Origin of the sequence: Ramlibacter rhizophilus (assembly GCF_004681965.1) — a bacterium.
In the GTDB taxonomy this organism is placed as follows: Bacteria; Pseudomonadota; Gammaproteobacteria; order Burkholderiales; family Burkholderiaceae_C; genus Ramlibacter; species Ramlibacter rhizophilus.
Genome location: NZ_SMLL01000003.1, coordinates 417,538 through 432,123, shown reverse-complemented (window position 1 = coordinate 432,123; position 14,586 = coordinate 417,538). Strand labels below are relative to the sequence as shown.

Below are 14,586 nucleotides of genomic sequence, written 5' to 3'. Positions count from 1 at the left end.
GAACCCGGGATTATCCCAAGCGGCATTTGTCGCTCCGCGGACATGCGGATTTGCACGACCGTGCTAGAAACCCGGCTGGCCTGGAGACCGACGCAATGGATTTGGCATTCACCCCCGAAGAGCAGCAGTTCCGCGAGGAAATCCGCGCCTGGGTTCGCGAGAACCTGCCGCAGGACATCGCGCACAAGGTTCACAACAGCCTTCACCTCACGCGCGAGGACATGCAGCGCTGGGCGAAGATCCTCGGCAAGAAGGGCTGGCTGGGCTACGGCTGGCCCCAGCAGTTCGGCGGTCCCGGCTGGAACGCGGTGCAGAAGCACCTGTTCGAGGAAGAGACCGCCCTGGCCGGCGCGCCGCGCATCGTGCCCTTCGGGCCGGTGATGGTGGCCCCGGTCATCATGGCCTTCGGCTCGCCCGAGCAGCACAAGCGCTTCCTGCCGGGCATCGCCTCCGGCGAGGTGTGGTGGAGCCAGGGCTACTCGGAGCCCGGCGCGGGATCGGACCTGGCCTCGGTCAAGACCCGCGCCGAGCGGCGTGGCGACAAGTACATCGTCAACGGCCAGAAGACCTGGACCACCCTGGGCCAGTACGGCGACTGGATCTTCTGCCTGGTGCGCACCGACACCTCGGGCAAGCCGCAGACCGGCATCTCCTTCCTGCTGATCGACATGAAGTCGCCCGGCATCGAGGTGCGGCCGATCATCATGCTGGACGGCGGCCACGAGGTGAACGAGGTCTTCTTCGACAACGTGGAGGTGCCCGCCGAGAACCTGGTCGGCGAGGAGAACAAGGGCTGGACCTACGCCAAGCACCTGCTCTCGCACGAGCGCACCAACATCGCCGACGTCAACCGCGCCAAGCGCGAACTGGAGCGCGTCAAGCGCATCGCCAAGGCCGAGGGCGTGTGGGAGGACATGCGCTTTCGCGACGAGATCGCCAAGCTGGAAGTGGACGTGGTGGCCCTGGAGATGCTCGTGCTGCGCGTGCTCTCGGCCGAGAAGTCGGGCAAGAACTCGCTGGACATCGCCGGCCTGCTCAAGATCCGCGGCAGCGAGATCCAGCAGCGCTACACCGAACTCATGATGCTGGCCGGCGGCGCCTTCTCGCTGCCCTTCATCCAGGAAGCCATGGAAGCCGGCTGGCAGGGCGACTTCCCGGGCGGCGCCGTCGCCCTCGCACCGCTGGCGGCCACCTACTTCAACATGCGCAAGACCACGATCTACGGCGGCTCCAACGAGGTGCAGCGGAACATCGTGGCGCAAACCGTTCTTGGCTGAGGAGCACGAGATGGATTTCGATTTTTCCGACGACCAGGAACAACTGCGCGACGCGGTGCGCCGCTGGGTGGACCGCAGCTACACCTTCGAGCGGCGCCGAGCCGCGGTGAAGGCGGGCGGCTTCGACCGCACGACCTACGGCGAACTCGCCGAGCTGGGCCTGGCGGGCCTGTACGTGCCCGAAGACCAGGGCGGCATGGGCATGGGCCCGGTCGAGGCCATGGTGGTCATGGAGGAACTGGGACGCGGCATGGTGCTGGAGCCGCTGGGCCAGACCCTGATCGCCAGTGGCGTCCTCGGCGCCTACGCGCCGCAGGACCTGCAGGACGCCTGGCTGCCCCGCATCGCATCGGGTGACGCGCTGGTGGTGCTGGCCCACCAGGAGCGTCGCGCCCGCTGGCGGCTGGACGTGTCCGAGACGCAAGCCACCGAGAGCGGCGGCGCCTGGCAGTTGAGCGGCACCAAGAGCCTGGTGCCCGCCGGTGACGAGGCCGATGCCTTCCTCGTGCCCGCGATGGCGCAGGGTCGCCTCGCCCTCTTCCTCGTCGAGCAGGGCGGCGGCGTGCATGCCAGCGGCTACGTCACCCAGGACGGCAGCCGCGCGGCCGAAGTGAAGTTCGACAAGGCGCCCGCCACGCTGGTGGCCCAGGACGGCCTGCCCGCCCTGGAGCACGCGGTGGACATCGGCATCGCCGCGCTGTGCGCCGAAGCCGTGGGCGTGATCGACAAGACCATGGCGCTCACGGCCGACTACATGAACACCCGCAAGCAGTTCGGCGTGCCCATTGCCAGCTTCCAGGCCCTGCGCCACCGCATGGCCGACATGAAGATGCAGCAGGAGCTGGCCCGCTCCATGAGCTATTACGCGAGCCTGAAGCTCAACGCCCCGGCCGAGGAGCGCCGGCGCGCCATGGCCCGCGCCAAGTACCAGCTCAACGTGGCCATGCGCTTCGTCGGCCAGAACTCGGTGCAGCTGCACGGCGGCATCGGCGTGACGGACGAGTACATCGGCAGCCACTACTTCAAGAAGCTCACGCAGATGGAGCTCACCTTCGGCGACACGCTGCACCACCTGGGCGAAGTGTCCTCGCGCATGCAGGACACGGCCGGCGTTTTCGCCTGAAGCGCTCCTCGCTTTCCTTCCTCTTCGCGCCGGCTTCCAGCCGGCGCTTCAACGTCCGCACATGACCCACCACCTGACCCGCCGCGGCCTGCTGGCCGCCCTGCCCGCCCTGGCCCTGCTCGCGGCCTGCGCGACCCCGTCGCAGTCGCCGCAGTTCCCGCCCATCGTCTTCGTGCACGGCAACGGCGACAGCGCCGCGCTCTGGCAGACCACGCTCTGGCGGTTCGAATCCAATGGCTGGCCGCGGGATCGCCTGCACGCCATCGACGTGCCCTACCCGCTCGCGCGCAGCGACGACGCAAAGCCGCAGCCGGGACGCACCTCCACGGCCGAACACATGGCCGCCCTCAAGGCCGAAGTGGAGAAGGCGCTCGCGGCCAGCGGCGCCTCGCAGGTGGTCCTGGTGGGCAACTCGCGCGGGGGCAATGCCATCCGCAACTACATCCAGAACGGCGGCGGCGCGGCCGTGGTCAGCCACGCGATCCTGGGTGGCACGCCCAACCACGGCGTCTATGCCATCAAGGGCTACAACGAGGGCAGCGAGTTCTCCGGCACCGGGCCCTTCCTCACCGCGCTGAACGCGCCCAAGAACCTGGCCGGCGACGAGGTCACCGGCCCGGTGAAGTGGATGACCATCCGCTCGGACAACAACGACAAGTTCGCGCAGCCCGAAGGTCGCTGGGTGGGGCTGGCCGGCAAGCCCACGGGGGTGGACACCGACGGGCCGGCGCTCAAGGGCGCCACCAACGTGGTGATCCCGCGCATCGACCACCGCGAAACCTCGTTCTCCCCCGCCGCCTTCGATGCCACCTGGCGCTTCATCACCGGCCGCTCGCCCGCCACCGCGCGCATCGAGCCCGAGGCGCGGCCGCAGCTGTCCGGCCGCATCTTCGGCTCGGGCGTCGCCTCGAACGATCCGCGCTCGGGCGACTTCAGCAACAACCTGCCCGTCGCCGGGGCGCAGGTGGCCATTCACGCCGTGGACCCGCAGACCGGCGAGCGGCGCGCCACGGCCTGGCAGCAGACCGTCGGCGCCGATGGGCGCTGGGGACCCTTCACCGCCGACCCGGCCACGCCCTACGAATTCGTGGTCTCGGCGCCCGGCTACGCCACCACCCACATCTACCGCAGCCCCTTCCCGCGCGGCAGCGAGGTCGTGCACCTGCGGCCCGAACGCATCGCCCAGGCCGACCGCGACGCCGCCGCCCTGGTGACGATGAGCCGTCCGCGCGGCTACCTCGACCCGGCGCGCGACCGCATGAGCCTGGACGGCAAGCCGCCACAGGGCGTGCCGCCCGGTGCTGGCGTCGCGAGCGCGAAGCTGAAGCTCGCCGAAGCCGCGCAGCGGCCGGTGGTCGCCGAGTTCAACGGCGAGCGCGTGGTCGGCCGCCCCTGGCCCGCCGCACAGGGGCACGTAACGGTGCTGGAGTTGACCTACTGAAGAAGCTGTGAACGCCGGGCATCACCAGTTGGTGATGTTCGGGTTCACGTAGGTGTACGTGTTCGGCACGTCCAGGTTGGAGTAGGAGAAGGACAGGCTCAGGTCCAGCGAGGACACCTGGTGCCACCACCCCAGCGGCAGGAACATGGTCTCGCCGGGCTCGACCACCACGTCCAGCACCGTGACACCCGCGAACTCCGGGTGGCGCTGCAGGTCCACGGCGTCGAGGTTCACGTCGCTGAAGACCTGGTAGTGGTTGTACAGGCGCGGCGTCTGCAGGGGCGAGATGAAGCGCCAGCGCTTGCGGCCGACCACCTGGGTGTGGAACAGCATCAGCGTGTCGTGGTGCAGCGGCGTGACCGTCCCGCCCGGTCCGCACCAGAAGGACGACCGCTCGCCCAGCGTGGCGCGGTCGCACACCGGCGGCAAGGAGCCGATGTCGTCCAGCAGGGGCGCGAACTCCGGCCGCCGCAGCAGTTCGTTGTTGGCGGTGAGGTACTCGTCGTTGGAGTGGCCGGCCTGCAGCACCCGGTCCACGAAGTCGGCGAGGCGCACCTGCCGGCGGTGCGCCAGCTTGTCCACCTCGTAGCGCTGGTTGGCGTTGCGCTCGGCCTGGATCTCCACCGTGAGGTGGCCGAAGCGTTCCTTCAGGTCCTGCGGGCTCCAGCGCGCCATGGCCGGCCAGTCGTGCGTGACATCGGTCAGCACCACCGGGCGGCAGCCGCGGACGTAACGCTCGATGAACTCCTCGCGCGAGACGCGGCTGCGCTTTTCCACGTGCGCGTAGTCGGGCGCCTGCTCCCACAGCCGCTGCAGGTTGGCCATGGTCGAGGCCAGCTTGTCGCGCAATTCGCGCATCTTCAACGCGGCGAGGTAGCCCGGATCGCTCTCCATCTGCGCGATGGCCACCGCCGCCTCGCGCGGATCGACCCCCCCCGAAGCCATGGTCGCCACCATGGATGCGGGGGTGCAATGGCGCAGGCGGTTCTCGACGATCCACTGCCGCCAGCCGGCATCGAGGGGCCGCCCCGCGGACGGGGGCGCCGCCTCGGCCGCGGCTGCCTGCGGCGGTCGGGGGCAGTCCTGCAGGGTCTTGTAGGAACTCAGCGTCCGGGCGCTGAGCGTGTTGGGGCTGCTACTCATGGCTCGGCATTGTGAGGGCATGCCGCCCGGTTCCCCGGACGGCTCGTCGGCACCCGATCAGGAATGCAGCCGCGAGGACTTCGGCAGATGCGCCATCAGGAACTCCATCTGGTCGGCCAGGATGCGCCGATTGCGAAGGATGAAATCCTCCCAGAGGCTGGGCACGTAGGGCGTGTAGAGCAGCGGCATGCGGGCCTGCTCGGGCGTGCGGTTGCTCTTGCGATGGTTGCAGGCGCGGCAGGCCGTCACCACGTTCATCCAGTGGTCGCGCCCGTTCTGCGCGAACGGGATGATGTGCTCGCGGGTGAGGAAGCTGTCCTCATGGCGCACGCCGCAGTAGGCGCAGATGTTGCGGTCGCGGGCGAAGAGCTTGCTGTTGGTGAGGCCGGGGCGCAGGTCGAAGGGGTTGATGTTCGGCACGCCTTTGGTGCCGATGATGCTGCTCACCGCGATGATGGACTGCTCGCCGGAGACCGCGTTGTGTCCGCCGCGGAACACGGCGATCTGGGCGCCGACTTCCCAGCGCACTTCGTCGGCTGCGTAATGCAGCACGGCCTGTTCCAGCGAAATCCAGGACTGCGGGAGTCCCTGCGCGGACAACTTCAAGACCTTCAAACAACGCCTCCTTCCAAACGGGGGAGCGACCGGACGGGTTCGGCAGACAATATAACCCGATTCAACGACACCGAGCTTGCGCGGGCCCTCTGGGGCCGGGCGCGAGCGCTATCAAAAAGATACCAGCGCCGATGCAGATCTTCCGCGGCTTCCACCATCCGGGCATCGCGCCGGCCTGCGCGCTGACCATCGGCAACTTCGACGGCGTGCACCGGGGCCACCAGGCCATGCTGGCGCTCTTGAACAACGAGGCCCGGCATCGCGGCGTCCCGAGCTGCGTGCTGACCTTCGAGCCGCATCCGCGCGACTACTTCGCCGCGGCCCTGCGCAAGCCCGAGCTCGCGCCGGCGCGCATCGCCACCCTGCGCGACAAGCTGGCCGAGCTGGCCGCCTGCGGCGTGGACCAGTGCGTGGTGCTGCCCTTCGACGCGCGCCTGTCCAGCCAGTCGCCCGGGGCCTTCATCGAGCAGGTGCTGGTGCAGGGCCTGGGCGCGCGCTACGTCCTCGTGGGCGACGACTTTCGTTTCGGTTCGCGCCGCGCGGGCGACTACGCCATGCTGGACGCCGCCGGTGCCGCCGGGGGCTTCGACGTCGCGCGCATGAACAGCTACGAGGTGCACAAGCTGCGCGTGTCCAGCTCGGCGGTGCGCGAGGCGCTCGCGCGCGGTGACATGGACGGCGCGGCCGCGCTGCTGGGGCGTCCGTACAGCATCAGCGGACACGTGGTCCATGGCCGCAAGCTCGGGCGCGAGCTCGGCTTTCGCACCCTCAACCTGCGCTTTTCCCACTGGAAGCCGGCGGCCAGCGGCATCTTCGCGGTGCATGTGCATGGCCTCTCCGACGGGCCCCTGGAGGGCGTGGCCAACCTCGGCATCCGGCCGTCCATCGACCCCGAGGACATCAACGGCGGCCGCGTGCTGCTGGAGACCTTCTGCCTGGACTGGCCCGCGCACCTGGGCGCCGAGGGGGCCTACGGTAAAATCATCCGCGTGGATCTGCTGCACAAACTGCACGACGAGCTGAAGTACGCCGGCCTCGACCAGCTCAAGGCCGGCATTGCGCGCGACTGCGAGGAAGCACGCGCCTTCTTCGCCGCCACCCGCCGGCAGACCACCCGCGACCGAATTTAGGCCTGGGACGCTCTCCGTTCGCCGCCCTCGACAGGCTCAGGGCGAACGGCCGCACCGATCCTTGCCCGCCCCTCTCGCGCCCAACGCATGTCCGGGCTGAGCTTGTCGAAGCCCCCGAAGGCCGTGCCATGTCCGATTCCAAGACCGATCCCAAGCCAGACGCCAAGACCGACTACCGGTCCACGCTGAACCTGCCCGACACCCCGTTCCCCATGCGGGGCGACCTGCCCCGGCGCGAGCCCGGCTGGGTGGCCGAATGGGAGGACCAGGGCCTCTACAAGCGCCTGCGCGAGGCGCGCTGCGGCCAGGAGAAGTTCGTGCTGCATGACGGCCCGCCCTATGCCAACGGGCAGATCCACATGGGGCACGCGGTCAACAAGATCCTCAAGGACATGATCGTCAAGTCGCGCCAGCTCAAGGGCCTGGACGCGGCCTACATCCCCGGCTGGGACTGCCACGGCCTGCCGATCGAGAACGCCATCGAAAAGAAGCACGGGCGCAACCTGCCCCGCGACGAGATGCAGGCCAAGAGCCGCGCCTTCGCCACCGAGCAGATCGCCCTGCAGATGGCCGACTTCAAGCGCCTGGGCGTGCTGGGTGACTGGGACCATCCCTACCGCACCATGGACCCGGTCAACGAGGCCGACGAGATCCGCGCCTTCAAGCGGGTGATCGAGCGCGGCTTCGTCTATCGCGGGCTCAAGCCGGTGTACTGGTGCTTCGACTGCGGCTCCTCGCTGGCGGAGTTCGAGATCGAGTACGCGGACAAGAAGTCGCAGACCCTGGACGTGGGCTTCCAGGCCGACGACGAAGCCGCGCTGCTGCGTGCCTTCGGCCTGCCCGATTCGCAAGCCGCAGGCGCGTCCAGCTTCGCGGTCATCTGGACCACCACCGCCTGGACCATCCCGGCCAACCAGGCGCTGAACCTCAATCCGGAGATCGTCTACGCCCTGGTGGAAACACCCCGCGGCCGCCTGGTCCTGGCCGAGTCGCTGGTCGAGAAGTGCCTGGCCCGCTACGGCCTGGAGGGCCGGGTGCTGGCCACCGCCCCCGGGCAGAAGCTCGAAGGGCTGAACTTCCGTCATCCGCTCCATGAGGTGCATCCGGACTACCGGCGCCTGTCGCCGGTGTACCTGGCCGACTACGCCACCGCCGAGGACGGCACCGGCATCGTCCACTCCTCGCCCGCCTACGGCCTGGACGACTTCAACAGCTGCGTGGCGCACGGCCTCGCCTACGACCAGATCCTCAACCCCGTGCAGGGCAACGGCAGCTACGCGCCGGACTTCGCCCTCTTCGGCGGCCAGAACATCTGGAAGGCGGTGCCGGTCATCATCGAGGCGCTGCGCGAGGCGGGACGCCTCTTCGCGACCGAGGGCATCACGCACAGCTACCCGAACTGCTGGCGCCACAAGACGCCCGTCATCTACCGCGCTGCGGCCCAGTGGTTCATCCGCATGGACGAGGGCGAAGGCGTGTTCACCCGCGACAAGGCGCCGCAGACCCTGCGCCAGATGGCGCTGGCCGCCATCGAAGAGACGCGCTTCTACCCCGAGAACGGCAAGGCGCGCCTGCGGGACATGATCGCGGGCCGGCCCGACTGGTGCATCTCGCGCCAGCGCAGCTGGGGCGTTCCGCTGCCCTTCTTCCTGCACAAGGATTCGGGCGAGCTGCACCCGCGCACCATGGACATCCTGGACGTCGCCGCCGACATGGTCGAGGCCGGCGGCATCGAGGCCTGGAGCAAGGCCGGCGCCGAGGAGATCCTCGCCCGCGTGGGCGCCGCGGGCGACGCGCCGCACTACACCAAGAGCACGGACATCCTGGAGGTCTGGTTCGACTCCGGCACCACGCACACCACGGTGCTCAAGGGCTCGCACGCGGGCGCCGGCCACGAGAACGGCCCGGAGGCCGACCTGTACCTGGAAGGCCACGACCAGCACCGCGGCTGGTTCCATTCCTCGCTGCTCACGGCCTGCGCCATGTACGGCCGCGCGCCCTATCGGGGCCTGCTCACCCACGGCTTCACGGTGGACAGCCAGGGCCGCAAGATGAGCAAGTCCCTGGGCAACGGGGTCGATCCGCAGGAGACCAGCAAGAAGCTGGGCGCGGAGATCATCCGCCTGTGGGTGGCCGCCTCCGACTACTCGGGCGACATCGCCGGCGACGACAAGATCCTGGCGCGCGTGGTCGATGCCTACCGCCGCATCCGCAACACCCTGCGCTTCCTGCTGGCCAATGTGAGCGATTTCGACCCGGCGCGCGACGCGGTGCCTGCGTCCGAGCTGCTGGAGATCGACCGCTACGCGATGAGCCGCGCGGCGCAGTTCCAGGCCGAGGTGCTGGCCCACTACGAGGCCTACGAGTTCCACCCCGTGGTGGCCAAGCTGCAGGTGTACTGCTCGGAAGACCTGGGCGCCTTCTACCTGGACGTGCTCAAGGACCGGCTCTACACCACCGCGCCCAAGTCGCATGCGCGCCGCAGCGCGCAGACGGCGCTGTGGAACATCACGCATGCCATGCTGCGCTGGATGGCGCCCTTCCTGAGCTTCACGGCCGAAGAGGCCTGGAAGCTGTTCGGCAAGTCGGACTCCATCTTCTTCGAGACCTATGCCGAGATCGGCGCGCCCGATGCGGCGCTGCTGGCGCGCTGGAGCCGCATCCGCGAGATCCGCGACCTCGCCAACAAGGAAGTCGAGGCCCTGCGTGAGAAAGGCGAGGTGGGCTCGTCCCTTCAGGCGCTGCTCACCCTCGCCGTCGCACCCGAGGACCACGCCCTGCTCGCCAGCCTGGGCGAGGACCTCAAGTTCGTCTTCATCAGCTCCGGCGTGGCGCTGCGCCAGGCCGAGTCGCTGTCGGTGCAGGCGCGGCCCTCGCCCGATGCCAAGTGCGAGCGCTGCTGGCACTGGCGCGCCGACGTCGGCAGCGACGCGGCCCACCCGAGCCTCTGCGGCCGCTGCGTGAGCAACCTCTTCGGGGCCGGCGAAGTCCGGCAGCACGCGTGATGGCCGGCAAGTCCGCTTCCCTCGGCCGCGGCGGTGCGGCCTCCGGCATGATGCCCTGGCTGGCTTTGGCGCTGCTGATCCTCATCCTGGACCAGCTCACCAAGGCCCTCATCCTGGGCGCCTACCGCCTGGGTGATGCGACCTACATCACCTCCTTCTTCAACATCGTGCGGGTGCACAACACCGGCGCCGCCTTCTCCTTCCTGGCCTCGGCGTCGGGCTGGCAGCGCTGGTTCTTCACCGCCCTGGGCATCGCCGCGGCGCTGTTCATCGTCTGGCTGCTGCGCTCGCACGCCGGCCAGCGCCTCTTTGCCTTCAGCCTCGCGTGCCTGCTGGGCGGCGCCATCGGCAACGTGGTGGATCGCCTGATGCACGGCTACGTGGTGGACTTCCTGCAGCTGCACTACGGCGGCTGGTACTTCCCGGCCTTCAACATCGCCGACGCGGCGATCACCGCCGGCGCGGTCGGCCTCATCCTCGACGAACTTCTGCGCGTGCGGCGCGCGCGCTGAGGGGTGCACGCCACGGCTGCGGGTTGTCCCGCAGCGTGTTGGGTTCCACGCGAGCTCAGCGCGGGCGTATGATGCTTTAAACATGAAGCATCTGCTGAACCTGCTGGCGGCAATTGCCCTGCTGGTCTGGGGCACCTACCTGGTCCGAACCGGAATCCTGCGCGTCTTCGGCGCCAACCTGCGCGCCGTGCTGGCCGGCAGCATGTCCTCGCGCCCCACGGCGGCCCTGGCCGGCCTGGGCGTGACCGCGCTGGTGCAGTCCAGCACCGCCACGGCCCTCATCGTCTCGTCCTTCGTCGGCCAGGGGCTGGTCGCACTGCCCGTCGCGCTCGCCGTGATGCTGGGCGCCGACCTGGGCAGCAGCCTGGTGGCCGTGCTGTTCGCGCAGGACCTGTCCTGGCTTTCGCCCCTGTTCATCTTCGTCGGCGTGGTGCTGTTCATGTCCCGCCAGGACTCGCAGGCGGGCCGCTTCGGGCGCGTGCTGATCGGCCTGGGGCTGATGCTGCTGGCGCTGCGCCTGGTGGCCGAGTCCACGGCCATCATGGCGGCGTCGCCCACCGTGCGCACGCTGCTGTCCTCGCTGGCCAGCGACATCCTGCTGGAGATCGCCGTGGGCGCGGTGCTGGCCATCGCGGCCTACTCCAGCCTGGCCATCGTGCTCCTCGCGGCCACCCTGGCGGCTTCCGGCGCGCTCCCGCTGGACGTGGCGCTGGGCCTGACGCTGGGCGCCAACATCGGCAGCGGCCTGCTGGCCGTGATGGTCACGGCGCGTTCGGCCCTGGCGGTGCGGCAGGTGCCCATCGGCAACCTCGTGTTCAAGTTCGCGGGCGCCCTGCTGGCCGTCCTGCTGATCGGCCCCTGGGTGCAGCATGCGGCGCCGATCACCGGCACCGCCGGCGCAGTGGTGTTCTTCCACCTCGCCTTCAACGCCATGCTGCTGGTCCTGTTCATGGGGTTGACCGGCCCGCTCGCGCGGCGGCTGCACGCGCTCATGCCCAAGCCCGACCCCAGCCTGCTGACCGGCCGCCCCGACCACCTGGACCCCTCCGCGCTGGCCACACCGTCGCTGGCGATCTCATGCGCCGCGCGCGAGGCCCTGCACCAGGCCGACGTGGTCGAGACCATGATGCACGGCATGCTCCGGGTCATCGAGACCAACGACCTGCGCCTGGCCGGCGAGCTGCGCAAGCTGGACGACACGGTGGACCAGCTCTACTCGGCCATCAAGTACTACCTCACCAAGATCTCGCGCGAGGCCCTGGGGGAGTCGGAGAGCCGCCGCTGGACCGACATCATCAGCTTCACCATCAACATGGAGCAGATCGGCGACATCATCGAGCGCGTGCTGATCGACGTGGAGGACCGCAAGATCCGGCATGGCCGCAGCTTCTCGACCGCCGGCATGGACGAGATCCGCGAGTTGCATGCGCGCCTGGTGGACAACCTGCGCCTGGGCATGAGCGTCTTCCTCAACGGCTCGGTGCACGACGCGCAGAAACTGCTGGAGGAGAAGGCGCGCTTCCGGGAGCTGGAGCGCGCCTACGCCGGGGCGCACCTGGCGCGACTTCGCGACCAGACGGTGCAGAGCATCGAGACGAGTTCCCTGCACCTGGACCTGATCAGCGACATGAAGCGGATCAACTCGCACATCTGCTCCATCGCCTACCCCATCCTGGATTCGGTCGGTGCCCTGGCGCCCAGCCGGCTGCGTCCGACCGCCACGCCACCGGAGCCGTCCTTCGCAGCGGCGCCGGAGGCCGCGCCCAGTCAGCGCGCCGCCTGACGCACGCAGTAGTCCACCAGCGCGTCGATCTCGGTGGACTTGTCGAACACCGCGTCGGCGCCCAGCTGGGCGCAGCGCTGGCGGATGTCCCGGCTGGCATGGTTGCTCAGCACCACGAGCTTCTGCCCGTCGCGCCGCTCGCGGCAGGCGGACACGATGTTCAGGCCGTTGCCTTCGCGCAAGTAGAGATCGACGATGGCCAGGTCCCATTCCGCGCTGTGGCCACACAACCACTCGGCGCCGTCCCGCTCGGTCTCGGCAATGCCCACCGCCTGCACCGACGCGAGCTCCTCGAGGGTCTCGATGAGGTTGTCCCGGATGGTCAGGCTGTCTTCGACGATGAAGGCGCGAAGGCTCATGCCGACCACCGTAGGGCACGGCGGATCATGTGCCTGCAAGCGGCGCGAGCAAGCGGCTGTAGGAGCTTGAACCCGCCGCTGTCGGCGCCGGGCCCGGCGCGTGAGAGGCGCGCCTGGCCGGAGGGGGGCGCATCAGGGCAGCAGGATGGTCGAGCCGGTGGTCTTGCGTGATTCCAGCGCTTCGTGCGCCTGCCGCACGTCCGCCAGCGCGAAGCGCTGGTCGATGCGGATCTTCACCTTGCCGCTGGCCACGACTTCGAACAGCTCGTCGGCCATGGCTTGCGTGGCCTCGCGCGTGGCGATGTGGGTGAACAGGGTCTGCCGGGTGACGTAGATCGAGCCCTTGGCGCCGAGGATGCCCGGCGCGAAGGGCGGGACCGGCCCCGAGGCATTGCCGAAGCTCGCCATGAGCCCGAAGGGCCGCAGGCAGTCCAGGGACTTCTCCCAGGTGTCCTTGCCCACCGAGTCGTACACCACCTTCACGCCCTGGCCGCCGGTGATCTCGCGCACGCGGGCCAGGAAGTCCTCGCGCCGGTAGTTGATGACGTGGGCCGCGCCCAGCGAGTGGGCCAGCGCGCACTTCTCATCGCTGCCGGCCGTGCCGATCAGCTGCAGGCCCAGCGCCTTGGCCCACTGCACGGCGATCAGCCCCACGCCGCCGGCCACCGCATGCCAGAGCACGAAGTCGCCCGGCTGCAGGCCGCCCTGCGGCAGGGTGCGACGCAGCAGGTACTGCGCCGTCATGCCCTTGAGCATCATGGCCGCCCCGGTCTCGAAATCGATGGCGTCGGGCAGCCGGCACACGCAGCGCGCCGGCATCACGCGCCGCTCGGCATAGGCGCCCGGCGGCTGGCTGGCATAGGCCGCACGGTCGCCGGCCTTCAGGTGGGTCACGCCCTCGCCCACCGCCTCGACGACGCCGGCGCCTTCCATGCCCAGGCCGCCTGGCAAGGCCTGCGGATACAAGCCGGTGCGGAAATAGACGTCGATGTAATTGAGCCCGATGGCGTGGTGGCGGATGCGGATCTCGCCCGGTCCCGGTTCGCCGACTTCGACGTCTTCCAGCACCATCTGCTCGGGGCCACCGGTCTGGTGGATGCGTACGACCTTGCTCATGCAGTCTCCTCGTGGTGGCGCGCATCCTGCCACGATTCATCCGGGCTCGCGGGCCGGGGGCCAATGGCCTCGGCTACAGTGCCCCCTCCATGACGACCGCCACCCTCGATGCCCGGAACATCTTCCTGCTCGTGCTGCCGCCGCTGCTGTGGGCCGGCAATGCGGTCGTCGGCCGCATGGTCGCCCCGCTGGTGCCGCCGCTCACGCTGAACCTGCTGCGCTGGGCCATCTCCTTTCTCATCCTGCTGCCCCTGGCAGCCTGGGCGCTGCGGCCGGGCAGCGGCCTGTGGATACGCTGGCGGCGCTACCTGCTGCTGGGCCTGCTCAGCGTGGGCATGTACAACTCCTTGCAGTACCTGGCGCTCAAGACCTCCACGCCCATGAACGTCACCCTGGTGGCCTGCAGCATGCCGGCCTTCATGCTGGCCCTGGGCGCGATGTTCTTCGGCCAGCCGGTCAGCCGGCGCCAATTCGCGGGCGCGGGACTGTCCATGGTCGGCGTGCTGCTGGTGCTCGCGCGGGGCGACCTCGCGCACCTCGCCGAGGTGCGCTTCGTACCCGGTGACCTGTACATGCTGCTCGCGACCGCCGCATTTGCCTGGTACAGCTGGCTTCTCACCCGCTCGGACCAGGACGATCCCGCCATCCGCCGCGACTGGGCCGCCTTCCTGCTCGCACAGGTCCTGCCGGGGATCGCCTGGTCTACGCTCTTCACAGTAGGCGAATGGACGCTGCTCGATCCGCCGCCCATCGCCTGGGGGCTGCCCCTGCTGGCGGGCCTGAGCTTCATCGTCATCGGCCCGTCGATCCTGGCCTATCGCTCCTGGGGCCTGGGCGTGCAGCGCCTCGGGCCCAACATGGCCAGCATCTTCAACAACCTCACGCCGCTCTTCGCCGCGGTGCTGTCGGCCAGCCTGATCGGCGAGCTGCCGCGCATCTACCACGCGATCGCCTTCGCGATGATCGTGAGCGGCATCGTCATCGCGTCGCCGCGCAAGTCCTGACTGTCTCCTGCGCACCGCGGCCCTGTGCAATGTGCGCAAGCCCGCATTGCCGCGGGCGGAGACGGCCATTACGATGAG

General features: G+C 69.3%; 12 protein-coding genes. 8 read left to right on the top strand and 4 right to left on the bottom strand.

All coding sequences use genetic code 11. From position 1 onward, the window contains the following. The first annotated feature begins 95 nt into the window (after positions 1-95). The 3 genes from EZ242_RS08525 (at position 96) to EZ242_RS08515 (ending at position 3,841) form a co-directional block, all read left to right on the top strand. Positions 96-1,277: an acyl-CoA dehydrogenase family protein gene (locus EZ242_RS08525; protein WP_135284710.1), complete on the top strand. Its 1,182-nt coding sequence runs from the start codon at positions 96-98 to the stop codon at positions 1,275-1,277. Between the two features lie 10 nt (positions 1,278-1,287). Beyond that, positions 1,288-2,400: an acyl-CoA dehydrogenase family protein gene (locus tag EZ242_RS08520; protein ID WP_135284709.1), complete on the top strand. Its 1,113-nt coding sequence runs from the start codon at positions 1,288-1,290 to the stop codon at positions 2,398-2,400. 61 nt (positions 2,401-2,461) lie between these two features. Further along, on the top strand, positions 2,462-3,841 hold the full coding sequence (locus EZ242_RS08515) for an alpha/beta fold hydrolase (RefSeq protein ID WP_135284708.1): 1,380 nt from the start codon (positions 2,462-2,464) through the stop codon (positions 3,839-3,841). 21 nt (positions 3,842-3,862) lie between these two features. Here the strand turns inward: EZ242_RS08515 and EZ242_RS08510 are convergent, their stop codons facing one another. Both EZ242_RS08510 and EZ242_RS08505 read right to left on the bottom strand, forming a co-directional pair. Beyond that, positions 3,863-4,984: a cupin-like domain-containing protein gene (locus tag EZ242_RS08510; protein WP_167784695.1), complete on the bottom strand. Its 1,122-nt coding sequence runs from the start codon at positions 4,982-4,984 to the stop codon at positions 3,863-3,865. Positions 4,985-5,041: 57 nt separating this feature from the next. Beyond that, positions 5,042-5,599: an HNH endonuclease gene (locus EZ242_RS08505; RefSeq protein WP_135284706.1), complete on the bottom strand. Its 558-nt coding sequence runs from the start codon at positions 5,597-5,599 to the stop codon at positions 5,042-5,044. Between the two features lie 131 nt (positions 5,600-5,730). On the opposite strand from EZ242_RS08505, the gene EZ242_RS08500 reads away from it, so the two are divergent. The 4 genes from EZ242_RS08500 to EZ242_RS08485 all read left to right on the top strand — a co-directional run bounded on the left by EZ242_RS08500 (position 5,731) and on the right by EZ242_RS08485 (position 12,029). Beyond that, on the top strand, positions 5,731-6,729 hold the full coding sequence (locus EZ242_RS08500) for a bifunctional riboflavin kinase/FAD synthetase (protein ID WP_135284705.1): 999 nt from the start codon (positions 5,731-5,733) through the stop codon (positions 6,727-6,729). Between the two features lie 128 nt (positions 6,730-6,857). Beyond that, positions 6,858-9,734 (top strand): isoleucine--tRNA ligase, encoded by a 2,877-nt coding sequence (gene ileS / locus EZ242_RS08495; RefSeq protein ID WP_135284704.1) that lies wholly within the window; start codon positions 6,858-6,860, stop codon positions 9,732-9,734. Next, positions 9,734-10,246 carry a signal peptidase II gene (lspA, locus tag EZ242_RS08490; RefSeq protein ID WP_135284703.1) on the top strand — a complete coding sequence of 171 codons (513 nt, stop codon included), beginning with the start codon at positions 9,734-9,736 and terminating at the stop codon, positions 10,244-10,246. Before ileS ends, lspA begins: the two co-directional genes overlap by 1 nt. A gap of 82 nt (positions 10,247-10,328) precedes the next feature. Then, positions 10,329-12,029 (top strand): Na/Pi cotransporter family protein, encoded by a 1,701-nt coding sequence (locus EZ242_RS08485; RefSeq protein WP_135284702.1) that lies wholly within the window; start codon positions 10,329-10,331, stop codon positions 12,027-12,029. Here EZ242_RS08485 and EZ242_RS08480 read toward each other — a convergent pair. Both EZ242_RS08480 and EZ242_RS08475 read right to left on the bottom strand, forming a co-directional pair. Beyond that, on the bottom strand, positions 12,014-12,388 hold the full coding sequence (locus tag EZ242_RS08480) for a response regulator (RefSeq protein ID WP_135284701.1): 375 nt from the start codon (positions 12,386-12,388) through the stop codon (positions 12,014-12,016). The genes EZ242_RS08485 and EZ242_RS08480 overlap by 16 nt on opposite strands. Before the next feature lie 132 nt (positions 12,389-12,520). Beyond that, on the bottom strand, positions 12,521-13,504 hold the full coding sequence (locus tag EZ242_RS08475) for a quinone oxidoreductase family protein (protein WP_135284700.1): 984 nt from the start codon (positions 13,502-13,504) through the stop codon (positions 12,521-12,523). 89 nt (positions 13,505-13,593) lie between these two features. Between EZ242_RS08475 and EZ242_RS08470 the strand changes: the two genes are divergently transcribed. Further along, the gene (locus EZ242_RS08470) at positions 13,594-14,508 is read left to right on the top strand and encodes a DMT family transporter (RefSeq protein WP_135284699.1); all 915 of its coding nucleotides are present in this window, start codon (positions 13,594-13,596) and stop codon (positions 14,506-14,508) included. Positions 14,509-14,586 lie beyond the last annotated feature (78 nt).

Bases quoted from the DNA above. Each gene is read 5' to 3' on its own strand.
- EZ242_RS08525 (WP_135284710.1), top strand. From the start codon at position 96: ATGGATTTGGCATTCACCCCCGAAGAGCAGCAGTTCCGCGAGGAAATC.
- EZ242_RS08520 (WP_135284709.1), top strand. From the start codon at position 1,288: ATGGATTTCGATTTTTCCGACGACCAGGAACAACTGCGCGACGCGGTG.
- EZ242_RS08515 (WP_135284708.1), top strand. From the start codon at position 2,462: ATGACCCACCACCTGACCCGCCGCGGCCTGCTGGCCGCCCTGCCCGCC.
- EZ242_RS08510 (WP_167784695.1), bottom strand. From the start codon at position 4,984: ATGAGTAGCAGCCCCAACACGCTCAGCGCCCGGACGCTGAGTTCCTAC.
- EZ242_RS08500 (WP_135284705.1), top strand. From the start codon at position 5,731: ATGCAGATCTTCCGCGGCTTCCACCATCCGGGCATCGCGCCGGCCTGC.
- ileS (WP_135284704.1), top strand. From the start codon at position 6,858: ATGTCCGATTCCAAGACCGATCCCAAGCCAGACGCCAAGACCGACTAC.
- lspA (WP_135284703.1), top strand. From the start codon at position 9,734: ATGGCCGGCAAGTCCGCTTCCCTCGGCCGCGGCGGTGCGGCCTCCGGC.
- EZ242_RS08485 (WP_135284702.1), top strand. From the start codon at position 10,329: ATGAAGCATCTGCTGAACCTGCTGGCGGCAATTGCCCTGCTGGTCTGG.
- EZ242_RS08480 (WP_135284701.1), bottom strand. From the start codon at position 12,388: ATGAGCCTTCGCGCCTTCATCGTCGAAGACAGCCTGACCATCCGGGAC.
- EZ242_RS08475 (WP_135284700.1), bottom strand. From the start codon at position 13,504: ATGAGCAAGGTCGTACGCATCCACCAGACCGGTGGCCCCGAGCAGATG.
- EZ242_RS08470 (WP_135284699.1), top strand. From the start codon at position 13,594: ATGACGACCGCCACCCTCGATGCCCGGAACATCTTCCTGCTCGTGCTG.